Source organism: Cupriavidus agavae (assembly GCF_004217045.1).
Classification (GTDB): Bacteria; Pseudomonadota; Gammaproteobacteria; order Burkholderiales; family Burkholderiaceae; genus Cupriavidus; species Cupriavidus agavae.
Map to the genome: position 1 here is coordinate 159,390 of NZ_SGXM01000003.1, position 22,682 is coordinate 182,071.

The 22,682-nt window shown below is 65.7% G+C and carries 22 protein-coding genes; 15 read left to right on the forward strand and 7 right to left on the reverse strand.

Annotated elements, in window-relative coordinates:
• Positions 1 to 16 precede the first annotated feature (16 nt).
• Positions 17 to 1,132 carry a DNA polymerase III subunit beta gene (gene dnaN / locus EV147_RS14565; RefSeq protein ID WP_130391928.1) on the forward strand — a complete coding sequence of 372 codons (1,116 nt, stop codon included), beginning with the start codon at positions 17 to 19 and terminating at the stop codon, positions 1,130 to 1,132.
• Positions 1,133 to 1,314: 182 nt separating this feature from the next.
• Complete coding sequence (gene gyrB, locus EV147_RS14570) at positions 1,315 to 3,840, forward strand: DNA topoisomerase (ATP-hydrolyzing) subunit B (RefSeq protein ID WP_130391929.1); 2,526 nt, start codon at positions 1,315 to 1,317, stop codon at positions 3,838 to 3,840.
• A gap of 235 nt (positions 3,841 to 4,075) precedes the next feature.
• Here the strand turns inward: gyrB and EV147_RS14575 are convergent, their stop codons facing one another.
• Positions 4,076 to 5,053 carry an Abi family protein gene (locus tag EV147_RS14575; protein ID WP_157994693.1) on the reverse strand — a complete coding sequence of 326 codons (978 nt, stop codon included), beginning with the start codon at positions 5,051 to 5,053 and terminating at the stop codon, positions 4,076 to 4,078.
• A 283-nt stretch (positions 5,054 to 5,336) separates the two neighbouring features.
• Between EV147_RS14575 and EV147_RS14580 the strand changes: the two genes are divergently transcribed.
• The 9 genes from EV147_RS14580 to EV147_RS14620 all read left to right on the forward strand — a co-directional run bounded on the left by EV147_RS14580 (position 5,337) and on the right by EV147_RS14620 (position 13,623).
• Positions 5,337 to 5,963 carry a methyltransferase domain-containing protein gene (locus EV147_RS14580; protein ID WP_130391931.1) on the forward strand — a complete coding sequence of 209 codons (627 nt, stop codon included), beginning with the start codon at positions 5,337 to 5,339 and terminating at the stop codon, positions 5,961 to 5,963.
• Positions 5,964 to 6,007: 44 nt separating this feature from the next.
• Positions 6,008 to 6,343, forward strand: a complete 336-nt coding sequence (locus tag EV147_RS14585; protein WP_130391932.1) for a nucleotide pyrophosphohydrolase — start codon at positions 6,008 to 6,010, stop codon at positions 6,341 to 6,343.
• 101 nt (positions 6,344 to 6,444) lie between these two features.
• Positions 6,445 to 7,422, forward strand: coding sequence for a DUF72 domain-containing protein (locus tag EV147_RS14590; protein WP_130391933.1), 978 nt, complete (start codon positions 6,445 to 6,447; stop codon positions 7,420 to 7,422).
• Positions 7,423 to 7,441: 19 nt separating this feature from the next.
• Positions 7,442 to 8,134 (forward strand): DEAD/DEAH box helicase, encoded by a 693-nt coding sequence (locus EV147_RS14595; protein ID WP_130391934.1) that lies wholly within the window; start codon positions 7,442 to 7,444, stop codon positions 8,132 to 8,134.
• A gap of 202 nt (positions 8,135 to 8,336) precedes the next feature.
• Positions 8,337 to 8,777 carry a CBS domain-containing protein gene (locus EV147_RS14600; RefSeq protein WP_130391935.1) on the forward strand — a complete coding sequence of 147 codons (441 nt, stop codon included), beginning with the start codon at positions 8,337 to 8,339 and terminating at the stop codon, positions 8,775 to 8,777.
• A gap of 163 nt (positions 8,778 to 8,940) precedes the next feature.
• Positions 8,941 to 10,512 carry an MDR family MFS transporter gene (locus EV147_RS14605; RefSeq protein WP_130391936.1) on the forward strand — a complete coding sequence of 524 codons (1,572 nt, stop codon included), beginning with the start codon at positions 8,941 to 8,943 and terminating at the stop codon, positions 10,510 to 10,512.
• 85 nt (positions 10,513 to 10,597) lie between these two features.
• A complete protein-coding gene (locus EV147_RS14610) occupies positions 10,598 to 11,257 on the forward strand; it encodes a glutathione peroxidase (RefSeq protein WP_130391937.1) in 660 nt (219 codons plus the stop codon).
• A 38-nt stretch (positions 11,258 to 11,295) separates the two neighbouring features.
• Positions 11,296 to 12,144, forward strand: coding sequence for a fumarylacetoacetate hydrolase family protein (locus EV147_RS14615; RefSeq protein WP_130391938.1), 849 nt, complete (start codon positions 11,296 to 11,298; stop codon positions 12,142 to 12,144).
• Between the two features lie 231 nt (positions 12,145 to 12,375).
• Positions 12,376 to 13,623, forward strand: a complete 1,248-nt coding sequence (locus tag EV147_RS14620) for a M20 aminoacylase family protein (RefSeq protein ID WP_130391939.1) — start codon at positions 12,376 to 12,378, stop codon at positions 13,621 to 13,623.
• 15 nt (positions 13,624 to 13,638) lie between these two features.
• On the opposite strand, the gene EV147_RS14625 is transcribed toward EV147_RS14620, so the two are convergent.
• Positions 13,639 to 14,454 (reverse strand): AraC family transcriptional regulator, encoded by an 816-nt coding sequence (locus EV147_RS14625; RefSeq protein ID WP_130391940.1) that lies wholly within the window; start codon positions 14,452 to 14,454, stop codon positions 13,639 to 13,641.
• A 156-nt stretch (positions 14,455 to 14,610) separates the two neighbouring features.
• Between EV147_RS14625 and EV147_RS14630 the strand changes: the two genes are divergently transcribed.
• The 3 genes from EV147_RS14630 to EV147_RS14640 all read left to right on the forward strand — a co-directional run bounded on the left by EV147_RS14630 (position 14,611) and on the right by EV147_RS14640 (position 17,269).
• Positions 14,611 to 15,828, forward strand: a complete 1,218-nt coding sequence (locus EV147_RS14630) for an MFS transporter (RefSeq protein WP_130391941.1) — start codon at positions 14,611 to 14,613, stop codon at positions 15,826 to 15,828.
• 91 nt (positions 15,829 to 15,919) lie between these two features.
• Entirely contained in the window at positions 15,920 to 16,204 is a 285-nt protein-coding gene (locus EV147_RS14635) for a hypothetical protein (RefSeq protein WP_407923244.1), read from the forward strand.
• Between the two features lie 81 nt (positions 16,205 to 16,285).
• Positions 16,286 to 17,269 (forward strand): Bug family tripartite tricarboxylate transporter substrate binding protein, encoded by a 984-nt coding sequence (locus EV147_RS14640; RefSeq protein ID WP_130391942.1) that lies wholly within the window; start codon positions 16,286 to 16,288, stop codon positions 17,267 to 17,269.
• 12 nt (positions 17,270 to 17,281) lie between these two features.
• Here the strand turns inward: EV147_RS14640 and EV147_RS14645 are convergent, their stop codons facing one another.
• Positions 17,282 to 18,019, reverse strand: a complete 738-nt coding sequence (locus EV147_RS14645; protein ID WP_130391943.1) for a response regulator transcription factor — start codon at positions 18,017 to 18,019, stop codon at positions 17,282 to 17,284.
• 318 nt (positions 18,020 to 18,337) lie between these two features.
• Between EV147_RS14645 and EV147_RS14650 the strand changes: the two genes are divergently transcribed.
• Positions 18,338 to 19,063, forward strand: a complete 726-nt coding sequence (locus EV147_RS14650; RefSeq protein WP_235844759.1) for a response regulator transcription factor — start codon at positions 18,338 to 18,340, stop codon at positions 19,061 to 19,063.
• Positions 19,064 to 19,076: 13 nt separating this feature from the next.
• Here EV147_RS14650 and EV147_RS14655 read toward each other — a convergent pair whose 3' ends face one another.
• The 4 genes from EV147_RS14655 to minC form a co-directional block, all read right to left on the reverse strand.
• Positions 19,077 to 20,180 carry a porin gene (locus tag EV147_RS14655; RefSeq protein ID WP_130391945.1) on the reverse strand — a complete coding sequence of 368 codons (1,104 nt, stop codon included), beginning with the start codon at positions 20,178 to 20,180 and terminating at the stop codon, positions 19,077 to 19,079.
• A 438-nt stretch (positions 20,181 to 20,618) separates the two neighbouring features.
• Positions 20,619 to 20,873, reverse strand: coding sequence for a cell division topological specificity factor MinE (minE, locus tag EV147_RS14660; RefSeq protein WP_061959726.1), 255 nt, complete (start codon positions 20,871 to 20,873; stop codon positions 20,619 to 20,621).
• Between the two features lie 15 nt (positions 20,874 to 20,888).
• The gene (gene minD, locus EV147_RS14665) at positions 20,889 to 21,701 is read right to left on the reverse strand and encodes a septum site-determining protein MinD (protein ID WP_130391946.1); all 813 of its coding nucleotides are present in this window, start codon (positions 21,699 to 21,701) and stop codon (positions 20,889 to 20,891) included.
• Between the two features lie 48 nt (positions 21,702 to 21,749).
• A complete protein-coding gene (gene minC, locus EV147_RS14670; protein ID WP_130391947.1) occupies positions 21,750 to 22,589 on the reverse strand; it encodes a septum site-determining protein MinC in 840 nt (279 codons plus the stop codon).
• Between the last annotated feature and the right edge of the window lie 93 nt (positions 22,590 to 22,682).

Below are 22,682 nucleotides of genomic sequence, written 5' to 3' on the forward strand. Positions count from 1 at the left end.
ACGAAGGATAATTTCAATGCAATTGGTCAAAACCTCGCGAGACAACCTGCTGCGTCCGCTGCAAATCGTGAGCGGCATCGTGGAGCGCCGCCACACCCTCCCGATCCTGGCCAACCTGCTGATCCGCAAGTCCGGCTCGAACGTATCCTTCCTCTCGACCGACATCGAGATCCAGATCACCACGCACGCCGAGTGCGGCGTGGGCAGCGACGATGTGGCCACCACCGTGGCCGCGCGCAAGCTGCTCGACATCCTGCGCGCGATGCCCGATGGCGACGTGGCGTTGTCGCTCAACGACAAGCGCATGTCGGTGCAGTCCGGCAAGAGCCGCTTCGCGCTGCAGACGCTGGCCGCCGAGGAATTCCCGACCGTGGCCGAGGCCGCCGAATTCAACGCGAGCGTGAGCCTGCCGCAGAAGACGTTCAAGCATCTGCTGGCGATGGTCCACTTCGCCATGGCGCAGCAGGACATCCGCTATTACCTGAACGGCATGCTGCTCGTGGTCGACGGCAAGAAGGTGATGGCCGTGGCCACCGACGGGCACCGCCTGGCGTACTGCGGCGTGGAACTGGAAAACGAGGCGGCGGGCGTGGGCTCGCGCCAGGAAGTCATCATTCCGCGCAAGACCATCCTGGAACTGCAGCGCCTGCTCGAAGACAACGACGATCCCGTGCAGGTCCAGCTGGCCGCGAACCAGGTCAAGTTCACGTTCGCCAACATCGAACTGATCAGCAAGCTGGTGGAGGGCAAGTTCCCGGACTTCCAGCGCGTGATCCCCAAGGGCTACAAGAATGCGTTCGCGATCGACCGCGTGCAGTTGCAGCAGGCGCTGCAGCGTACGGCGATCCTGACCACGGACAAGTTCAAGGGCGTGCGCTGTATCCTCGATACGCACGTGCTCAAGATCAGTTCGACCAACGCGGACCAGGAAGAGGCCCAGGAAGAACTGGAACTCGACTATTCGGGCGATGCGCTCGATATCGGATTCAACGTGACCTACCTGCTCGACGTGCTCGCCAACCTGAAGAGCGAGCAGGTGCAGGTCAGCCTCGGCGACTCCAATTCGAGCGCGCTGATTACCGTGCCGGAAGACGACAACTTCAAGTACGTCGTGATGCCGATGCGCATTTGATGGCCAAGAAAGAGCCGCCATCCATACACAATCGGGCACACACCGCAGCAGGGGCCGGGTCCACGGGATCCGCCCCTTTTGCCGTTTTCAAGTAACCCGCAAATCGCGGAGCCGCCGTACCCGCCGTTCCAGGCGCAGGTCCGGCGTTCCGCCTTTGCCGTCAGTATCGTGAGTAGGAAAACATGACCGACCAGCAGAAACCGCAGCAGGAAAACACTTACGGCGCCTCTTCGATCCAGATCCTGGAAGGCCTGGAAGCGGTGCGCAAGCGTCCCGGCATGTATATCGGCGATACGTCCGACGGCACCGGCCTGCACCACCTGGTGTTCGAGGTGCTCGACAACTCGATCGACGAGGCCCTGGCCGGCTATTGCACCGAGATCCTCGTCACGATCCACAGCGACAACTCGATCTCGATCGTCGACAACGGCCGCGGCATTCCGCCGGCCGTGAAGTTCGACGACAAGCACGAGCCGAAGCGCAGCGCGGCGGAAATCGCCATGACCGAACTGCACGCCGGCGGCAAGTTCAACCAGAACAGCTACAAGGTGTCCGGCGGCCTGCACGGCGTGGGCGTCTCGTGCGTGAACGCGCTCTCGAAGTGGCTGCGCCTGACGGTGCGCCGCGACGGCCAGGTCAACCTGATCGAATTCGCCAAGGGCGAGGTGCAGAACCGCATCGTCGAGACCGTGAACGGTCCGGACGGCCAGCCCGTGGAAGTCTCGCCGATGAAGATCATCGGCGCCACCGACAAGCGCGGCACCGAGGTGCACTTCCTGGCCGACGAGGAAATCTTCACCAACGTCGAGTTCCACTACGAGGTGCTGTCCAAGCGCATCCGCGAACTTTCGTTCCTGAACAATGGCGTGCACATCAAGCTGGTGGACCAGCGCACGGGCAAGGAAGAGGACTTCGCATTCGCCGGCGGCGTGAAGGGCTTCGTCGAGTACATCAACCGCGCCAAGACCACGCTGCACCCGAATATCTTCTACGGCAACGCCGAGAAAGATGGCATTTCGGTCGAGGTGGCGATGCAGTGGAACGACGGCTACAACGAGCAGGTGCTGTGCTTCACGAACAACATTCCGCAGCGTGACGGCGGTACCCACCTGACCGGCCTGCGCGCGGCCATGACGCGCGTGATCAACAAGTACATCGAAGAAAACGAGATCGCCAAGAAGGCCAAGGTGGAAACCAGCGGCGACGACATGCGCGAGGGCCTGGCCTGCGTGCTGTCGGTCAAGGTGCCCGAGCCGAAGTTCAGCTCGCAGACCAAGGACAAGCTGGTCTCGTCCGAAGTGCGCCTGCCCGTGGAGGAACTGGTCAGCAAGGCGCTGACCGACTTCCTGCTGGAAACGCCCAACGACGCCAAGATCATCTGCGGCAAGATCGTCGATGCCGCCCGCGCTCGCGAAGCCGCCCGCAAGGCCCGCGAGATGACGCGCCGCAAGGGCGTGATGGACGGCATGGGCCTGCCCGGCAAGCTGGCCGACTGCCAGGAGAAGGACCCGGCACAGTCCGAACTGTTCCTGGTGGAGGGCGACTCCGCAGGCGGCTCGGCCAAGCAGGGCCGCGACCGCAAGTTCCAGGCGATCCTGCCGCTCAAGGGCAAGATCCTGAACGTGGAGCGCGCGCGCTTCGACAAGATGCTGTCGAGCCAGGAAGTGCTGACGCTGATCACGGCGCTCGGCACCGGCATCGGCAAGGAAGACTACAACCTCGAAAAACTGCGCTACCACCGCATCATCATCATGACCGATGCTGACGTGGACGGCTCGCACATCCGCACGCTGCTGCTGACGTTCTTCTACCGCCAGATGCCCGACATCATCGAGCGCGGCTACGTCTATATCGCCCAGCCGCCGCTGTACAAGATCAAGCACGGCAAGGAAGAGCGGTACATCAAGGATGACAACGAGCTGAACGCCTACCTGCTGAAGCTGGCAATGGAAAAGTCCGCGCTGATCCGCCCGGACGGCAGCGAGATTGCCGGCGATGCGCTGGGCGAACTGGCCCGCCAGTACCAGCTGACCGAGGGCGTGATCGGTCGCCTGTCGCGCATCGTCGATAGCGAGGCGCTACGCGCCATCGCCGACGGCGTGGCGCTCGACCTCGACAGCGCCGCCGCCGCCGAAGCCTCGGCCGTGGCCCTGAAGGCCAAGCTGGCCGAAATGCACGCCAAGACGCTGATCGGCGCCGCCGTCAACGACGACGGCACGGCCGACGTCTACGCCCAGTTCGACGAGAAGACCGACAAGCACCGCCTGATGATCGCGCGCCGCCACCACGGCAACGTGCGCCTGTCGCACCTGGACGCCGATTTCGTCCACGGCGCCGACTACGCCGCCCTCGCCCGCGCCGCCACCACCTTCCAGGGCCTGATCCCGGACGGCACCAAGGTCAAGCGCGGCGAAGGCGAACGCCTGCGCGAGCAGACCGTGGCCGACTTCCACCAGGCCATGCAGTGGCTGCTCAGCGAAGCCGAACGCGGCGTGACGCGCCAGCGCTACAAGGGCCTCGGCGAAATGAACCCCGAGCAGCTGTTCGAAACCACGCTCGACGTCACCCAACGCCGCCTGCTCCGCGTACAGATCGAAGACGCGATTGCCGCCGATCAAATCTTCACGACGCTGATGGGCGATGAGGTGGAGCCGCGCCGGAACTTTATTGAATCGAATGCGCTGGTGGCCAGGAATATTGATGTTTGAGGGAAGGCATAACCGTTGAGTTGTTCGGCGTGCCGATTGATGGTGTGGCAGGCCTTCCCGTCTTGCTGGCCTTCGGCATTTCGAATACACTAACCGAGTAGGCGCTTGGAACACGGTTTGGCTGCTTCCCTCTTCGGACGGACGCCAGGCTCCAAGACGCAAATGAGGGAAGTGGCCGCGCGAGCGGCCATTTTTCTTTTGTACGCAACCTTCATGCCGCCTGCGGCACGTCGCGCTAGTTGGTGTGGCTCATCCAATGCCCGACGATGGCTTCACCGCGTTTGAGAGCAACCGGTTGGCGGTGTCTCGCTGCGTATTTCAAGACCTTCGCCAGACGCCGTTCTCCCATGAACTGGTTGAGTTGGATCTCACCGAGTCTCCGGCGTCGGCGGTAATGATCAAGGGCCTTGCTGCTTAGAAGCATCCGACACCGGGTATCTGACTCACCACCACGATAGGCTGCTGCCACGTCTGGCGCCAGCCACTTCAGCAGTTCCATCATGCGGCTGTAATACAAGGCCAGCCGGTCAACGGCATCGGCAGGTGTGGCCGGCGCGGGAGCAACGATGGCGGGCGTCACACCCTGCCGGGCCCGCGCCTCCTGCATCAAAGGACCAAGTTTCCAGATGGGCTCATGGTGCGCAATGCGATTGCGGACCTCGTTGCAGAGATCCAGCCTTGCAAACAGCGCGTCACGCTCTGCCTGCTTCCACTGAGTCGACAATCGCATCCGGTGCCCAGGTACCACGTCGATCAGGATGTCTCCCCACTTGAGCGTCTGCCCTGTGACGTCACTGGCTACATCCAGAAGGTGGGACCAGAAGCCAAACGTCAGCTTCGAAACCACGTCATCTGGCGACGGCATTGGATTGCGAGGCAACCATGACCCATGGCGCTTCTTGTGAGTGATCTTCTTGACCTTGTCCCGAGAATCCGGGTTCAGATTGAGATGGTTGAACCAGTCCTTTCCTCCTGTTGGGCCCACGGCGCCATACCGGCTACCCAGCGCCTTGTGAAACTGATTCCGGAGGACGATTTCGAGCAGGGACATCGCACGGAACAACGAACTGCTGACATCGTCATTCCACTGGTAGATTCCCAAGGTTTCGTTGTCATCAGCGGGGCTGAAGAAGCGGCGGTAGTTGCTCAGCCTGGCATGTGAGATTGCATCGATGAAGGGGCCCACGTAGGCCGAGCCGGTCGATAAGATCATGTGTCTTCTGGGTGCCTGACAGGAATGCCAACAGCAGCGCTTGCTCGAAGGCGCCATTGGTCGACGCAGCCCGCACTACGCGGTGGTCAAGAATACAGAGAGTAAGGCTCTTCGAATGCTGTATCAATCGATGAGCGGCACGACTTCGCCCCTTCTGCACCCTCCATATCCCCCACCAAAGCCTCTGCCCAAACACCGCCCTTGCCCTTGCTATCCTCCCTTGCGATAGGTCATCCGCCCGCGGGCGTTGATGCGCTACGGTCGTGCATTTGCGAGGATTTCCATGAACGAAGCCAGCAAGGCAATCGCTCGGCGCATCCATGATGTGCGGTTTGCCACGCGCTATTTTGTCGGGGATGGGATCGATATCGGCGCGGGGAACGATCCGGTGTCGCTGTATGCGGAGTTGTTCCCCGGCATGCGCTCGTTGCGGGCGTGGGATTTGCCTGATGGGGACGCGCAGTTGCTGGCGGGGGTGGCGGACGAGAGTTTCGACTTTGTTCATTCCTCGCATTGCCTGGAGCACCTGCGCGATCCGCGCGAGGCGTTGCGGCATTGGTTTCGGGTGCTGAAGCCGGGCGGGCATCTGATCTGCATGGTGCCGGACGAGGATCTGTACGAGCAGGGTCGTTTTCCGTCGACGTTCAACGACGACCACAAATGGACGTTCACGCTCTGGAAGGCCCGGTCGTGGAGTGCGCGGACCATCAATCTGTTTGATCTGCTGCAAACGCTGGGCGCCGCTGCGCAGCCAATCAAGGCGGAACTGCTCGATGCCAGCTTCCGCTTCCGGCTGCCGCGCCAGGATCAGACCCGGACCGCAATTGGCGAATCGGCGATTGAGTTCATCGTGCGGAAGCGGCCGGCGGACGAGATTGCTGCTGGCGGGCGGTTCGCGGCGGCCCGGTAGCGTTCCTGCGGTATCGTTCGGGTTTGACTTTGCCTGACACCGCCATGCCCCTGATCGACCTCAAGAATCTCCAGCAGGCCGCCCTTGCCTTTGGCGAGGCGCGGAACTGGGGCAAGTATCACAGCCCGAAGAACCTGGCGATGGCGCTCAGCGTGGAAGTGGCCGAGTTGGTCGAAATCTTCCAGTGGCAGACCGAGGAGGAGTCGCGCGGAATCATGGCGACCGGGGAGCGGGAGCATGTCGAGCAGGAACTGGCCGACATCACGATCTACCTGACGCAACTGGTGACGGCGCTGGGGGTGGACCTCGACGCCGCAGTGCAGGCCAAGATGGCGATGAATGCGCGCAAGTATCCCGCGCCGGGGGCCACGGACGCCTGACGCCGCCGGACGTCGGGCGCGAATCACGTGTCCGGAGCCGGACAGCCGGGTCAGAAAATTACAGCTAGACTTCTCGCATTGCCTCTCGTGGAGAAACGGCCATGGCAGTGCGCAAGGACAAGGCGGCGACAAACATTCACATCGGTATTGGCGGGTGGAATTTTGCGCCGTGGCGTGACAACTTCTATCCGGCCGGGCTCGCCCAGGCACGGGAGCTGGAGTATGCGAGCCGGCATCTGACGGCCATCGAGATCAACAGCACCTATCACGGCACGCAGAAGCGCTCGTCGTTCGTGAATTGGCGCGAGGCCACACCCGATGGGTTCGTGTTCTCGGTCAAGGCGTCACGCTTTGCCACGAACCGTCGCAACCTGGCCGAAGGCGCCGACTCGGTGCATCGTTTCCTCGACAGCGGTATCGCCGAATTGCGAGAGAAGCTCGGGCCGGTGGTCTGGCAGTTTGCGCCGACGAAACAGTTCGTGGCTGATGACTTCGAGGCGTTTCTCGATCTGCTGCCCGATGCCATTGAAGGGGTGGACCTGCGTCACGTGCTCGAAGTGCGCCATGAAAGTTTCATGTGTGCCGAATTTGTGAAGCTTGCACGCAAGTACCGCATGGCAACCGTGTTCACCGATTCGCCAAAGTTTCCGTCGTTTGCCGACCAGACCGCTGATTTTGTCTATGCGCGGCTGATGAATGCGAAGGAGGATGTGGCCACCGGCTACGCGCCGAAGGAACTCGACCGCTGGGCGGCGCGCGCCACGGCCTGGGCCGGCGGCGAGGCGCCCGGCGATCTGCCGCGCGTGGAAGACAAGCCGGGCCGGACGCCCAAGGCCAAGGCCGTGTACCTGTTCTTCATCAATGGCGCGAAGGTGCGGGCGCCGGCGGCGGCCGGGGCGTTGCTCGACCGGCTCGGCTGGGCGCCCAGCGAGACCGTGCCGGTGAAGGCGGCGGCGAAGGCCGCCGCAAAGACTGCCGTGACAGGGAAGGCCGCAGCAAAGAAGGCGCCAACCGCGCCGGCGAAGAAGACCTCCAGGACCCCGAAGGCGGCAAAAGCTCCCGGCCGCGCCGCCGCCTGACCACGGGCAAGGACCGTCGATGCGCCCGCTTCCGTCCCGTGCCATCGCCGCGCTGCCGGCCGGCGCGCCCTACTCCGCGTTGCCGCTGGCGCCGGTCTGGCTCGACGCCCTCGCCCGCCTCGGCCATGCCGCGATGACGCCGCTCCAGGCGACGATGCTGCCGCCTGCGCTGTCCGGGCGCGACCTGATCGTGCAGACTGCCGATCCCGGCGACGATGCCGCGCTGGCCCTGGCGCTGGCGGTGCTGCACCGGCTTGATCCGCAGCGCTTCGACGTGCAGGCGCTGCTGCTCTGCCCCACGCCCGATGCCGCCGAGCGCGTGGCGCGGCGCATCCGGGCGCTGACCCAGCCGATGGACCATATCAAGGTGGCGCTGCTGTGCCACGGCGCGCCGATGCGCTTGCAGATCGACAGCCTGATCCATGGCGCGCATATCGTTGCGGGAACGCCGGGCCGCATGCTCGACCATGTGGACGCCGCGACGCTTGATCTGCGTGCGGTCAACACCGTGATATTCGATCGGGCCGATGCGATGCTCAGCATGGGTTTTGTCGACGACATCGCCTTCGTGGCCAGTCGGTGCCCGCGGCTGCGTCAGACATTGCTGATGCACGGGGCGGCCACCGGCGAGCTGCCGCCCGAAATCGCCCGGCTCGGACGTCTCTGGCAGCGCCGGCCGAGACAGGTCTGGCCGGCGCCTGGATCAGCATGAGGGCGTCTGTCACCGGCCGCCGGCAGCTCCAACATTTCTTACAAAGATTCGTGAAAGTCACCCTGTGAGCCGCGCCGATCCTTTGCTAATCTGGATGAACGTGGCCAGGCACCGGGGGGCGCGGCATCATTGCGCGGCGCCGTGATATCCATTCGGCCTCGGCCAAGACTGTTTCCAAGACGGCAACAAGGAGTCGGTGACAATGAAAACCGCACGGCAGGTTCTGGAAAACAAGGCAACGCGGGCCATCTTCAGCATCCCGCCCACCGCCACGGTCTATTCCGCACTGCAGTTGATGGCCGACAAGGGAATCGGCGCGCTGCTGGTGATGGAACACCAGAAGATCGTCGGCATCCTCAGTGAGCGCGATTACGCGCGCAAGGTGATCCTGATGCAGCGGACCTCGCGCGAGACGCTGGTGCGCGAGATCATGACCACGGCGGTGATCTACGTCCGCGCCGACCAGAGCACCGACGACTGCATGGCGCTGATGACGCGGCACCGGCTGCGCCACCTGCCCGTGATGGAGGGCGAGGAGCTGCTCGGCATGCTGTCGATCGGCGACCTCGTGAACAACATCATCAGCGAGCAGCGCTTCACGATCGAGCAACTCGAACAATATATCTCCGGCGGCACGCGCTAAGCGCCAAATGTGACGGGCAGGCGTCCGGGGCGGGCGCCTGAATGCTGGACGAAGCAATCATTGCCCCGTCAATTGCTGAGCATGCCTATAATTATGCGGTGACTGAATAAGGCCGCATCGATGTCATGCGGCCTGTCGACTCCCGCCGTTGCCGCCCCACCGCATGCCACCGCCCACTTCGCAAGCCCCCGCCTCCGCCTCCGTCGCCTCCGACCTGCCGGCCGTCCACGACCACGCCGCGATCATGCGCGTGATTGGCGGGATCGTGCTGTGCATCCTGCTGGCCGCGCTGGACCAGACCGTGGTGATTCCGGCCGTGCCGGCCATCGCCACTGACCTGAACGGCTTCGGCCACCTGTCCTGGATCGTCACGGCCTACCTGATCGTTTCCACGGTCAGCACACCGCTGTACGGCAAGCTGTCCGACAGTTTCGGGCGGCGGCGGCTGCTGATGATGGCCATCGCGCTGTTCATCGCCGCCTCGGTGGCGTGCGCGATGGCGCAGTCCCTGACCCAGCTGATCCTGTTCCGCGCGCTGCAAGGGGTGGGCGGCGGCGGACTGATGTCGCTGGCGCAGGCGGCCATCGCCGATGTGGTGGCGCCGCGCCAGCGCGGACGCTACCAGGGGTATCTGGCCACGGTCTGGGCCGTCTCGTCGATTGCCGGGCCGCTGGTGGGCGGCTGGGTAGCGGATCATCTGTCGTGGCGCTGGTTGTTCTGGATCAACGTTCCGCTGGGGCTGCTGGCGATGGGCCTGTGCTATCGCGGGCTGTCGCAACTGCGTCCGCGCGGCGGCCGGCCGCAGGTTGACTGGCTCGGTGCCTTCCTGCTGGCCGTGGCCATCGTCGCCTTCCTGCTGGCGATGAGCTGGGCTGGCGAGGCGTTCGACTGGATCTCGCTCGAAATGGGCGCCCTGCTGCTCGTGACGGCCGCCGCCGTGGCGCTGCTGGCCTGGCAGGAGCGCCGCGCGCCCGACGCCATGCTGCCGCCCCGGCTGTTCCGCAACCGCGCCTATGTGATGGGTGTGGGAGCGTCGGCGCTGGCGGCGCTCAATATCTTCCTGTGCATCTTCGCCCTGCCCCTGCATTTCCAGCTGGTGCGCGATGCCGATGCGTCGCTGTCGGGCCTGCTCGTGGTGCCGTTCCTGCTGTCCACGGTGGCCGGCAATTTCGTGGTGGCCTGGCTTGCGCCCCGGCTCGGCCGCATGCGCGGCATCCTGACCGGCGGCTACGTGGCGGCGGCCGCGGGGCTGGCGGCGCTGGCCGCGGTCACGGCCGCCGTGCCGACCGCGCTGGTGCTGCTGGCGATGACGGTTGCCGGCGTGGGGCTCGGCATGACGATGGTCGGCACGCTGATCTGCGTGCAGAACGCGCTGGAACGCCGCGACATGGGCGCGGGCACCGGCGCCCTGCTGGTGCTGCGCTCGCTCGGCAGCGCCATCGGCGGCGCGCTGGCCGGCACGCTGCTGGCGATGGAGTTCCGGGGTGCGCTGGCACGCGCCGGTGTCACGCAGCCGCTGGACCTGGGCGCGCTGCGCCATGGCAGCGAGGCGATGGCCCAGCTCTCGCCGGCGGTGCGCCAGGTACTGGCCGGCGGCGTGGAGTCGGGCTTCCATCTGATCTTCGCGGCCGGCGCCGTGGCGGCCGTGGTGGCGCTGCTGATCGTGCGGCGCATGCCGGACCTGGAACTGCGCAGCGCCGTGACCGAGCACGCGTCCAAGATCCATATGGATTGACGGCGGCGGCGGCCGCGCGGCATGACGGGGTGGCGCCCGGCGCGTTAGACTTGCCGGCATCCTCTGGAAAATGGAGTCTGAACCGATGTCCCGCTATCCGTCCCGTCCGCGCAGTGCCGCCACTGCCCTTCATGTGAAGCGGTTCCAGCGCCTGGCGCTGACGGCTGCCCTGGGGCTGGCCGCCGCAGCCAGCCTGCTGCCGCAGCCGGCCCGCGCCGCCGGCAAGGCGGACAAGCCCGCCACGGCCGCCGCCCAGCCCGGCAACTGCCCGGCCTCGCTCGATTTCCGTTTCCCGCGCCTGCAGGACGAAGCGCCCCAGAACCTGTGCCAGTACGCCGGCAAGGTTGTGCTGGTGGTGAATACCGCGAGCTACTGCGGCTTCACGCCGCAGTACGAGGGGCTGGAGCAGTTGTACGCCAAGTACCGCGATCGCGGACTGGTGGTGCTGGGCTTCCCGTCGAACGATTTCTCGCAGGAGCCGGGCTCGTCGAAGGAAATCTCGGACTTCTGCTACAACACCTACGGCGTCAAGTTCCCGATGCTGGGCAAGTCCCACGTGCGCGGCAGCGAGGCCAACCCGATGTACACGCTGTTGGCCAAGGAATCGGGCACGGCGCCGAAGTGGAACTTCTACAAGTACCTGATCGACCGCAAAGGCCAGGTGGCCGGCAGCTTCAACAGCATGGTGAAGCCCGACGACAAGCAGTTCGTGGCGAAGATCGAGGAACTGCTCGGCGCCCGCTGAGTGCCCCCCATTACCGTCCTCCCGAGGAGTGCAGCGCGATGAAACTTGTCCGCACAGGAAAGCCCGGTGCCGAGCGTCCCGGCCTGATTGACCGCGATGGCCGCGTACGCGACCTCTCGGGCGTGGTGGAAGGGATCGGGCCGGCCCAGCTGGCGCCCGCCGCGCTGGCGAAGCTGGCCGCGCTGGACCCCGCCACGCTGCCGCTGGCCGGGGACGCGCGCCCCGGCGTGCCCTGGACTGGCATCGGCAAGATCATCGCCATCGGCCTGAACTACGCCGATCATGCGGCCGAGGCAGGCATGCCGCTGCCGGCCGAGCCGATCGTCTTCCTGAAGGCCAATTCCTCGCTGAACGGCCCGGACGACGCGGTCATGCTGCCGTTTGAATCGCAGAAATCCGATTGGGAGGTGGAGCTTGGCGTGGTGATCGGCACCACGGCGCGCAATGTGTCGAAAGCCCAGGCGCTCGAACACGTGGCCGGCTACTGCGTGGTCAACGATGTCTCCGAGCGCGAGTTCCAACTCGAACGCGGCGGTACGTGGGACAAGGGCAAGGGCTGCGACACGTTCTGCCCGGTCGGCCCGTGGCTGGTGACACGCGACGAGGTACCCGACGCCCAGCGGCTCGGGATGTGGCTCGACGTCAATGGCGAGCGCATGCAGAAAGGCAGCACCGCCACCATGGTTTTCGACGTGGCGACGATTGTCAGCTACGTGAGCCGGTTCATGACGCTGGAGCCGGGCGACCTGATCGCCACCGGCACGCCGCCCGGCGTGGGCATGGGGTTCAAGCCGCCGCGCTACCTGAAGGCCGGCGACGTGATGACGCTCGGCATCGAGGGCCTGGGCGCGCAGCGCCAGCAGGTGGTGGCGTACGGCGCGCGCTGATTATCGTGATGTGGAAAATCGGCGGGGATACCTGACCCATCTCGTGGGTCAGCGGGGTTCCCCGCTGAAACATGCTTTTTCAAAGCGTCGCGTTTGCAAACAAAGCGTCCGTTAAGGGCAACAGTTTTGGGGGCATTTGGGGCGCTTTCGCACGAATTCGGCAATCAGGGTTTTACCCTTCGGCATCGCGTGAAATACTGTTCCTACATGTCTGCCACCAAGAGCAATGCCATGTCTGAACACGCCCCCGAAATCGAGTCGATATTGAAGACCGTCTCGGTCAGCCTCGCCAAGGACGCTCCCACGCGTTCGTTCTGCACGGTTCACGACACGCTCGACTCGCGTGAAGAACTGCAGGACATCCGCCGCAATATCCACCAGCATCCCGAACTCGCGTTCAACGAAGTCCGCACCGCCGAGCTTGTGGCGAGCAAGCTCGAAGGGTGGGGCTACACGGTCACGCGTGGCGTGGGCGGTACCGGGGTGGTGGCCACGCTGCGCTCCGGCAGCGGCAAGCGCAGCATCGGCATCCGCGCCGACATGGATGCGCTGCCGATCCACGAGCGCTCCGGCCTGCCGTATGCCAGCGTGCACGAGGGCAAGATGCACGCCTGCGGCCATGACGGCCACACCACCGTCCTGCTCGGTGCCGCGCGGCAACTGGCGCGTACGCGTCACTTCAACGGCACCGTCCACCTGATCTTCCAGCCGGCCGAGGAAATCGGCGCGGGCGGCGGCGCCGAGCGCATGTTGTCCGATGGCCTGTTCGAGCGCTTTCCGTGCGACGCCATCTTCGGGCTGCATAACCACCCGGGTGTCGAAGCCGGTACCTTCATGTTCCGCTCCGGCCCGTTCATGGCGGCGTGCGACACGGTCAATATCACCATCCGAGGGAAGGGCGGCCATGCCGCGCGGCCGCACCAGTCGATCGACCCGATCCTGGTGGCGGGCAGCCTGGTGATGGCGCTGCAATCGATCGTGGCGCGCAATGTCGATCCGAACGAGACCGCCGTGGTCACCATCGGCACGCTGCACGCCGGGCATGCGCCGAACGTGATTCCCGACAGCGCGCGGATGGAAGTCAGCGTGCGCTCGTTCAGCGCCGAGGTGCGGGCATCGATGGAATCGCGGATTCGCCAATTGGTGACCTCGCACGCCGAGGGCTACGGCGCTACGGCCGATATCGACTACGTGCGCGGCTACCCGGTGCTCGTGAACAGCGAGGCCGAGACCGAGTTCGCGCGGCAGGTGGCCGAGGAACTGGTCGGCCCGGAACGCGCCATCGGCAACTTCCACCGGATCGCCGGCAGCGAGGATTTTGCGTATTTCCTGCAGCAGCGGCCGGGCTGCTTCGTGCGGATGGGCAACGGCGCCAACCAGCCGCTGCTGCATAACGCCGGCTACGATTTCAACGACGACAACCTGACCGTCGGCGCGGCCTATTGGACGCGGTTGGTCGAGCGCTATCTGGCGGAATAACTACGTCGCAGCGCGTTATTTAAAGAAAGCACTAGGCGGCATGCCGAACTGCCGCCGGAACATCGTCGCAAAGGCGCTGGGGCTGCCATAGCCCATGTCGAGCGCCACATCCACCACCTTGTTGCCGGCGGCCAGCCGTTGCAGCGCGGCCAGCAGCCGCGCCTGCTGGCGCCACCGGCCGAATGTCATGCCGGTTTCGCGCGCAAAGCGCCGCTGGATCGTTTTCGGATCGACACCCAGTCTTGCGCCCCAGTCGGCCAGCGTCAGGCCGGTGTCGGGGCTGTCCAGGATCTCGTCGCAGATCTGGCGCAGGCCGGCGTCGGCCGGGCGCGGCAAGTGCAGGGGCAGGGTGGGCACCAGCTTGACCTCGTCGAGCAGCAGCCGCGCCAACCGGCCATCGCGCGAGTCGGGCGCGTACTGGGGCGGGATGTCGATGGCCGCCAGGATCAGTTCGCGCAGCAGCGGCGAGATGCCGAGCACGGTGCAGCGCGTGGGCAGGTCCGGTGCGGCGTCGGGGCGGATGTAGGCGGTGCGCATCTGCACGCGGCCCACCATCCGGATCCAGTGCACCACGTCGCCCGGCATCCACATGCCGCGCGTGGGCGGCACGATCCACTGGCCCTCGGCGGTCGACACCACCATCACGCCTTGCACCGCATGCACGAGCTGGGCGTGCGGGTGCTGGTGCGGGCGGGTCACATGGCCGGGCACGTAGTCCGCCGCCATCGCCGTGACCGGCATCTCGCTGCGGTCGTACTGCAGGTAGGCGGGACGCGCGGCGTGGGTGTCGAAGCGTTTCTCCGCGGAGGAGTCGTGCGGCGCACCGGGCATCGTCGAAATGTCCTTTTTGAGAAGGTTGCGGCCTCATTCTCGCAGGACAGGCGCGGCTTTGCCAATTAGCATCATCGTACTTTCCCGAAAGCACGCGTTACGTCGAGGTATCGGGGAACGTTCCGGACCGACCACTGGCCAATGCGCCCCCGCACCATGAGTACGACTCTCAATTCCACCTCCCAGGCACCCGTCCAGCGCGAGGAAGGCACGCGCTTCCGCGTGCTCTACGCGATCAGCTTCGCGCACTTCCTCAACGACATGATCCAGTCGCTGATCCTGGCCATCTATCCGATGCTCAAGGGCGGCTTCAACCTCAGCTTCACGCAGATCGGCCTGCTGACGCTGACGTACCAGATCACCGCGTCGCTGCTGCAGCCGATCGTCGGCCTGTACACGGACAAGCATCCGAAGCCGCACTCGCTGGCCATCGGCATGGGCTTCACGCTGGGCGGACTGCTGCTGCTGTCGGTGGCGCCCACGTACGGCGTGCTGCTGGTGGCCGCCGCGCTGGTGGGTACCGGCTCGTCGATCTTCCACCCGGAGTCGTCGCGCGTGGCGCGGCTGGCCTCGGGCGGCCAGCACGGGCTGGCACAGTCGATCTTCCAGGTGGGCGGCAATGGCGGCAGCGCCATGGGGCCGCTGCTGGCCGCCTGGATCGTCCATTCGCAGGGCAGCGTGGCGTGGTTCTCGCTGGCGGCGGTGCTGGCCATTGCGGTGCTGTGGCAGATCGGCGGCTGGTATGCGCGCCACCTGGCCGAGCGCGCGGCGAAGAAGAAGGGCGCCGCGCCGGCCGTGAAGCTGCCCACGGCCACGGTGGTGCGCGCCATCGCCGTGCTGCTGATGCTGATCTTCTCGAAGTACTTCTACATGGCGAGCCTGAACACCTACTACACGTTCTATCTCATGGAGAAGTTCGGCCTGGCGCGCCAGACCTCGCAGATCTACCTGTTCCTGTTCCTGTTTGCCGTGGCGGCCGGCACCATCCTGGGTGGTCCGATCGGCGACCGCATCGGCCGCAAGCGCGTGATCTGGGCATCGATCCTCGGCGTGGCGCCGTTCACGCTGATGCTGCCGCATGCCAACCTGTTCTGGACGGCGGTGCTGACGGTGATCATCGGCTTCATCCTCGCGTCGGCGTTCTCGGCCATCCTGGTGTTCGCGCAGGAACTGATTCCGGGCAAGGTGGGCATGGTGTCGGGCCTGTTCTTCGGGTTTGCGTTCGGCATGGGCGGCATTGGCGCCGCCGTGCTGGGCAGCCTGGCCGACGCGCACGGCATCGAGACGGTGTACGCACTGTGCGCCTACCTGCCGCTGCTGGGCCTGCTGGCGGTGTTCCTGCCCGACCTGCGCGAGAAGGCCCGGGCGGCCTGACGCCCCGGGGCGGGCGGCCGGGGCGCGCGGAGCAGGGGGCGCGCGCCGCACGTCCGGTGTGCAACGACCCTGGCACTGGTTTTGCGGCATCATCACGGTCATGACGTCCGCCGTGCCACCGCTCCCCAAGCCCGCCATGCCTGCCCGCCCCGCCTGCGCCCATTGCCGCGACCTGGCCGATGACTCGCGCCGCCGCGAGCCGCATCCCTGCCTGGCCCTGCGTTCCACCGCGCCGCTGGTGAGCCAGAGCGCGGCCGGCGTGCCGTTCAGCATGATGGCGTTCACCTGCCGCGAGTGCGGCACCGGCTGGCGCCTCTACGATCGCGCCAACGAGCTGTTCGTGTCGTGGGTGCCCGAGCATCCGCTGGTGCGATAGCCGCGCCCGCTGCGCGGGTGCCATGGCCGTTCGGCTAAAATGGCGCCCGTCCATATCCCTCCACGCCCCACATCCCATCCCATGGCCGCGATCCGATCCCTGCCGCTGCTTGCCGCCGCGCTTGCCGCCACCTTCACCCTGACGGCCCCCGCCATGGCCGCCGACGCCTACCCGAGCAAGCCGATCCGCATGATCGTGGCCTACCCGACGGGCGGCATCAGCGATGCCGTGGCGCGCGCGCTGGGCGAGAAGCTGTCGCTCCAGATGGGCACCTCGGTGGTGGTCGAGAACAAGGCAGGCGCCGGCGGTTCGATCGGCATCGACGCGGTGGCCAAGGCCGCCCCGGACGGCTACACGCTTGGTTTCGCCTCGACCAGCCCGCTGACGCTGAACCCGCACGTGGGCCGCGTCAACTACGATCCCCAGCACGACCTGGCGCCCGTGATGAGTGTGATGTACTCGCCGGTGCTGGTCGTTGCCACGCCAGCGTTTGCCGGCAAGACCTTCCAGGACGTGATCGGACAGGCCAGGGCGAAGCCGGGCTCGGTGCGCTGGGCCACCTCGGGCCTTGGCACGGTGGGCCATGTGATGCTGGAGCAGGTCAAGGCGAAGTCGAAGGCGGATGTCACGCTGATCCCGTACAAGGGTGCCGGCCAGCAGATGAACGATGCGCTGGGTGGCCAGTTCGAGGTCATGAGCACCAATGCCAGCCCGATGCTGACCCAGCACATGCAGGCCGGCCGGCTGCGCGCCATCGCGGTAGGGGCGCCCAAGCGGCTGGAAGCGCTGCCCAACGTGCCGACCTTCGACGAACTCGGCTACCCCAAGGCCAACCTGACCTCGACGTTCGGCATCTTCGCGCCGGGCAAGACGCCGGCGGCCATCGTCAACAAGCTCAACGCCGAGTTGAACAAGGCGCTGGCCGAGCCCGAGGTGCGCGACCGCCTGCTGCGCGGCGGCGAGGTGCCCACCGGCGGCACGGCGGCCCAGTTCGCCACGGCCATCCGCGCGGAATCGGCCGAGAACGCACGCATCGTCAAGGAAGCCGGCATCAGGGCCGACTGAGCCGACGCGTCGTCAGACGTAGTCGATCCGGCTGCCGAGCCGGTAGACGGTGCGCAGCATCACCCCGTTGAACGGCCAGAGCCGGAGCTTGGTGCGCACGCGCGAGAGGTGGCTGTCGATGGTGCGCGCCTGCTCCTGCATGCCGGGGTTGTGCCAGACCTGCTCGATCATCATCTGCCGCGACACCAGCGCGCCGAGGTGGCGGAACAGCAGCAGCGCCAGCGCGTACTCCTTGGGCGAGAGCGTGACCCGCTCGCCATGGACATGGACCTCGCGCTGGCCGACCAGGAAGCGGAACGCACCGCATACCAGCGGATCGGATAGCTCCGCCTCAGCCTCCAGCCGGGGCGGGCCGGGCGGAACGGTCACGGTCAGCCCGACCGAGGCCGCCGCGCGCCGGCCCAGCGCCTCGATCCGGGCCAGCAGCTCAGCCTGGCGGGCGGGCTGCGGCACGTAGGCATCGGCGCCCGCCGTCAGGCACCGCGCCACATCGTGCTCGGCATCGCTCGCGCCGAGCATCATCACCGGTACTCCGCTGCCCAGCGTGCGGCGGATCCAGTCCAGCAGCTTCTCGGCGTCGGTACCCACCACGTCGCGGTCGAGCAGCAGCATGTCGTACGGCTCGCGATGAATCGCCGCGACCAGGCTCGGCCCGCAGCGGAACCGCGCCACGCTATGGCCGCCCGGGTGCAGGGCGCGCTCCAGCACCATGGCGCGCGCCGGATTGTCTTCGAGCGCTGCAATCTTCACGATCGTATTTCCTTCGCTTCCTCGGTTTGCCTGGCTGCCTGGACGTCAGGCAACGCGGGCCATGTTAGGCCGCGCGGCCGTAAGGACGAAGTAAACATTTGTGCCCGACCGCAAAATGAGAACCGTCTCATATGCTTTGTGGCGCACAACGCCTCTAATGGACGTCATGCCTAACTACCGTGCCCGCAGCGGGCATGCCGACGCATGACAAGGACACGCAGCACAGCCAGGACGCAGAAACAGGACAGCGAAGACCGGACGCGTTTCCGGATCGCGGCGCTCGAAGGCAACCCGGCGCATGCCCGGAGCATCCGCGACATGGCCGCCCGCGCAGACCACGAGTGCCGGACGTTCTCCGACGGGCGGCGCATGCTGCTGACCCTGCGCCGCGTCAGCTTCGACCTGCTGCTGCTGGAATGGCGCGTGGCCGGCATGGGCGGGATGGAAATCCTGGAGTGGGCGCGGGCCCACCTTGATCCGCGCATCCCGGTGATGTTCCTGGCCGCCCACGACGACGAGGCCGACATCGCGGCGGCGCTCGGGGCCGGGGCCGACGACTACATGCTCAAGCCGATCCGCCCTGTGGAGCTGGCCGCCCGCGTGGGCGCGCTGCTGCGGCGCGCGTATCCCGATATCGGGGCCTGCGGCGACAGCCTGATCACGTGCGGCGCCTTCACCTTCGACGTGCTGGCCCGCCAGGCCACGCGCCACGGCGCCGTCATCACGCTCACGCCCAAGGAGTTCGAACTGGCGCTGCTGCTGTTCCGCAACGAGGGCCGCGTCGTGCCGCGCGAACACATGGTGCTGGCGATCTGGGGCCGCGATATCCCGCCGATGTCCCGCACCATCGACACCCACATCTCGCGCGTGCGCAACAAGCTCGGACTATGGGACGAAAACGGTGTGCGCGTGCAGCCCGTGTACACCTACGGCTACAGGCTGGAACGCGTCGACGAGCACGGCCAGCCGGTGACGAGGGGGCGGCGGGGGCGCGTGAGGGCGAAAAAAAAGGCACCCGAAGGTGCCTTTCCCAAAATCAGCTGATCTGAAAAGCCGATCAGAAAATGTGGCGGATGCCAGCGGCGACGCCGGTCTGGTTGTTCTTGCCAGGCATTTCCGACTGAGCCGAACCGGTGACCTTGTTGTAGTCGATCGTGCCGTAGACCTGGGTACGCTTGGACAGCGAGTACTCGGCCAGCAGGACGCCGGTGTAACGGTTGCCGCTGTTGCTGGCGCCGTTCTTGTCTTCGATGTGGTCGCCGTAGAACACGCCGGTCACGGCCAGGGCCGGGGTCACCTGGTACGTCAGGCCGACGTAGCCGATGGTGTCCTTGCGCGGGGTGTTCACGGCGCCGGCTGCGGTAGCGGCCTGGGCTGCCGGCGTGGTGCTGGCGGCCGAGCGGTTCATGAAGCCGTTGTCGATCGTGCCGGTCGCGTCGCGGCCACCCACGTAGCCGACGAACACCTTGGCGGCGCCGATGCTGTACTTGCCGGCCAGGCCCCACATCTGCTGCTTCTCGCTGGCCGAGTTACGCACTTCCTGGTACACGCCGCCGATGCCGAACGGACCGAAGTCGTACGAAGCACGCGTGCCCCAGTACTGGTTCTTGGTCATGCTGCCGGCGACTTCACCGAAGCCGTAGCTGGCGCCCACGTTCAGGCCCTTGAACGAGCCCGAGTAGCTGGCCACGTTGTCGGCACGGAACTGGGTCAGGAAGAACGGCCAGGCGTTGTTGTCGTAGTTGCCGATGGTCAGCGGGTCGAAGTCGCCGAACAGGTTGAAGCCCTCGGTGTACTGACGGCCCAGCTTGATCGCGCCGAAGTCGCCGGCCAGGCCGACGTAGGCCTGGCGGCCGAACAGGCGGCCACCCGGGTTGGCGGTGCTGACCTGGTTGGCGCGGCCGGTATCCGGATCGAAGCCGTTTTCCAGCTGGAAGATCGCCTTCAGGTTGTTGCCGAGGGCTTCGCTGCCCTTCAGGCCCCAGCGGCTGTTGGTGATCGCGCCGTTGGTCAGTTGCGTCTGGCTGTGGTTGGCGGCGTCGGCGTTGGTCTGGAAGCGGACGCTCTGGTCGACGATCCCGTACAGCGTCACGGACGTTTGTGCGAAGGCGCTGCCGGCAAACAGCGAACCCAGTGCCAGGGCCAATAGCGATTTCTTCATGGTGCTCCTTTTCTGTCTTGTGGTTGGACTGCACCGGATCACGGCGCGTCCATTTGAATGACGTTTGCTCTCAACGCCGCGAAAATTTAACAAAAGGCGGCTGACTCGGACATAAAACCGAACTGGAGCGCGCCCTCGAAGAGACATTTGGTGCAATTCCGTTGGTTTGCCGCTACAAATTGTCATAAAGCTGTGTAAATGGTGCATGGCAGCACGCGCCAGACTGGTGCATGGCAAGCGGGGAAAGGCGGAGCGGGGAGGGAGGTGGCACGCCACGCAGCCGTCTCACGGGACGGCTGTTGCGGTGCGAGGTCCCCTGCGGGAGAGGGGAGGGTTATCCCTGATCGGCCGCGATAATGAGCCGGGGATATTTAAAGATATTGCGATTGGCGCGGGGAATCGCGCCAATCGGGACCGGGCGAAACCGGCGGCCGATTATCAGGCCTGCGGAATCTCGATTTTCACTTCGAGCACTTCGAGATTGTCCTGGCGCTCCAGGCTCACGCGCAGATCCTGGTCGCTGATCTTCACGTATTTCGAAATCACGGCCACCAGTTCGCGCTGGAGCGCGGGCAGGTAGTCGGCCGGGGCCGAATGGCCGGTGCGTTCATGGGCGAGGATGATCTGGAGCCGCTCCTTGGCAACCGAAGCGGACTTCTTCTTCTCCCCCAGCAGGAAGGACAGGATCGACATGTGGATGGGTCCTCCTTACTTGTTGCCGAAGATGCGCGAGAGCAGCCCCGGCTTCTGGTAATCGGTGAAACGCAGCGGCTTTTCCTTGCCCAGGAAGCGGTCCACCACGTCGCCATAGGCGTCGGCCACGTCGGTGCCGTCCAGGTGGATGGCCGGCGTGCCCTGGTTCGAAGCGTGCAGCACGGCTTCCGATTCCGGAATGACGCCGATCAGCTTGATGCGCAGGATTTCCTGGATATCGGTCAGCGACAGCATCTCGCCGCCGTGCACGCGCTTCGGGTTGTAGCGCGTGATCAGCAGGTGCTCGCGGATCGGGTCGCCCTCGCTGGCGCGCTTGGTCTTCGAGGCCAGGATGCCGAGGATGCGGTCCGAGTCGCGCACCGAGGACACCTCGGGGTTGGTCACGATCAGCGCCTCGTCGGCGAAGTACATGGCCATCAGCGCCCCGGTCTCGATGCCGGCCGGCGAATCGCAGACGATGTACTCGAAATCCATGGCCTTGAGGTCATTGATGACCTTTTCCACGCCGTCGCGGGTCAGCGCGTCCTTGTCGCGCGTCTGCGAGGCCGGCAGGATGAACAGGTTTTCGCACTTCTTGTCCTTGATCAGCGCCTGGTTCAGGTTCGCTTCACCCTGGACGACGTTGATCAGGTCATAGACCACCCGGCGCTCGCAACCCATGATCAGGTCGAGGTTGCGCAGGCCGACGTCGAAATCGATCACGACGGTCTTGTGCCCGCGCAGGGCCAGGCCGGCGGCAAAGCTCGCGCTGGTGGTGGTTTTGCCAACGCCCCCCTTGCCGGAGGTCACTACGATGATTTTTGCCATGGCTCTATGGTCCGGTTTGAGTGGATTTCGTTCCCCGATCGGCGCAGCTTATTTCATCCGCAGCGGTTCGAGGATCAACTTTTCGTTTGCCAGGCGAACCTGGGCCGATTTGCCCAGCACCTCGGCCGGGAGGGTCTGCTCCGCGGTCCGGTAGATGCCGGCGATGGAAATCAGTTCGGGCTCCAGGCACGTGCAGAAGATGCGCGCGTCGGGGTTGCCCTTGACCCCCGCCAGCGCACGGCCGCGCAGCGGGGCATAGATATGGATGTTGCCCTCGGCGATGACTTCGGCGCCGTAGCTGACCAGGTCCAGGATCACCACGTCGCCCTGGGCGTAGATCTGCTGGCCCGAGCGCAGCGGCTTGTCGATCATCAGGGTGGGGATGGCGCGCGGACCGGCTGCGGCCGTGGCGGCGGCCATGATCTCGGCGATGTCGGCGCTGGCGCCATTGGCCGTGCCATTGGCTTCGGCAATGCCGTCGGCCGGGGGCTCGGCAAGGGTTTGCCCGGGGGTGGCCGCCGCCTCGGCCGGCTCGGATTCCGCTTTCGGCGATTCGTCGCGGCCGCCCCGGCGGCTCTGGCTGTCGAGCAGCGGCAGGCCGAAACCGCCGGCCCAGTCGCGCTGGGCGGCGCGGGCCACCACGCCGATGGCGCGCGCATTCAGGGTGGTCAGGGTCTCGATCACGCGGTCCAGCGCCACGGCGCCGTCGCCGTCAAGGCGGCGCAGGTCCAGCGCCACGACGTCGTCGGAGAAGAAATCGGGGGTCGATTCGAAGCGGGAGAGGAGGTCGTCCCGCAGCGCGTCCGTATCGGCGGTATTCAGTGCGAGAAGGAGGGCGTCGACATTGCCACTGCGCAGCTCGAAGCGTGGCGATTTCTTCTGAGACATAGTCGGTGACCGTGGAAATGGGACATTCTAACGTCGGATTTCGCGCGAACTGTAACAAATATTGGGTCATTGGCGCGGGGTGGACGATGCGGA

What these genes read in the sequence shown, in the direction of transcription:
- EV147_RS14650 (WP_235844759.1), top strand. Translation starts at nt 18,338, where the DNA reads ATGGCCGCCCGCGCAGACCACGAGTGCCGGACGTTCTCCGACGGGCGG.
- EV147_RS14640 (WP_130391942.1), top strand. Translation starts at nt 16,286, where the DNA reads ATGGCCGCGATCCGATCCCTGCCGCTGCTTGCCGCCGCGCTTGCCGCC.
- EV147_RS14655 (WP_130391945.1), bottom strand. Translation starts at nt 20,180, where the DNA reads ATGAAGAAATCGCTATTGGCCCTGGCACTGGGTTCGCTGTTTGCCGGC.
- minC (WP_130391947.1), bottom strand. Translation starts at nt 22,589, where the DNA reads ATGTCTCAGAAGAAATCGCCACGCTTCGAGCTGCGCAGTGGCAATGTC.
- EV147_RS14630 (WP_130391941.1), top strand. Translation starts at nt 14,611, where the DNA reads ATGAGTACGACTCTCAATTCCACCTCCCAGGCACCCGTCCAGCGCGAG.
- minD (WP_130391946.1), bottom strand. Translation starts at nt 21,701, where the DNA reads ATGGCAAAAATCATCGTAGTGACCTCCGGCAAGGGGGGCGTTGGCAAA.
- EV147_RS14615 (WP_130391938.1), top strand. Translation starts at nt 11,296, where the DNA reads ATGAAACTTGTCCGCACAGGAAAGCCCGGTGCCGAGCGTCCCGGCCTG.
- dnaN (WP_130391928.1), top strand. Translation starts at nt 17, where the DNA reads ATGCAATTGGTCAAAACCTCGCGAGACAACCTGCTGCGTCCGCTGCAA.
- EV147_RS14625 (WP_130391940.1), bottom strand. Translation starts at nt 14,454, where the DNA reads ATGCCCGGTGCGCCGCACGACTCCTCCGCGGAGAAACGCTTCGACACC.
- EV147_RS14595 (WP_130391934.1), top strand. Translation starts at nt 7,442, where the DNA reads ATGCGCCCGCTTCCGTCCCGTGCCATCGCCGCGCTGCCGGCCGGCGCG.
- EV147_RS14600 (WP_130391935.1), top strand. Translation starts at nt 8,337, where the DNA reads ATGAAAACCGCACGGCAGGTTCTGGAAAACAAGGCAACGCGGGCCATC.
- EV147_RS14605 (WP_130391936.1), top strand. Translation starts at nt 8,941, where the DNA reads ATGCCACCGCCCACTTCGCAAGCCCCCGCCTCCGCCTCCGTCGCCTCC.
- minE (WP_061959726.1), bottom strand. Translation starts at nt 20,873, where the DNA reads ATGTCGATCCTGTCCTTCCTGCTGGGGGAGAAGAAGAAGTCCGCTTCG.
- EV147_RS14620 (WP_130391939.1), top strand. Translation starts at nt 12,376, where the DNA reads ATGTCTGAACACGCCCCCGAAATCGAGTCGATATTGAAGACCGTCTCG.
- gyrB (WP_130391929.1), top strand. Translation starts at nt 1,315, where the DNA reads ATGACCGACCAGCAGAAACCGCAGCAGGAAAACACTTACGGCGCCTCT.
- EV147_RS14575 (WP_157994693.1), bottom strand. Translation starts at nt 5,053, where the DNA reads ATGATCTTATCGACCGGCTCGGCCTACGTGGGCCCCTTCATCGATGCA.
- EV147_RS14580 (WP_130391931.1), top strand. Translation starts at nt 5,337, where the DNA reads ATGAACGAAGCCAGCAAGGCAATCGCTCGGCGCATCCATGATGTGCGG.
- EV147_RS14610 (WP_130391937.1), top strand. Translation starts at nt 10,598, where the DNA reads ATGTCCCGCTATCCGTCCCGTCCGCGCAGTGCCGCCACTGCCCTTCAT.
- EV147_RS14585 (WP_130391932.1), top strand. Translation starts at nt 6,008, where the DNA reads ATGCCCCTGATCGACCTCAAGAATCTCCAGCAGGCCGCCCTTGCCTTT.
- EV147_RS14590 (WP_130391933.1), top strand. Translation starts at nt 6,445, where the DNA reads ATGGCAGTGCGCAAGGACAAGGCGGCGACAAACATTCACATCGGTATT.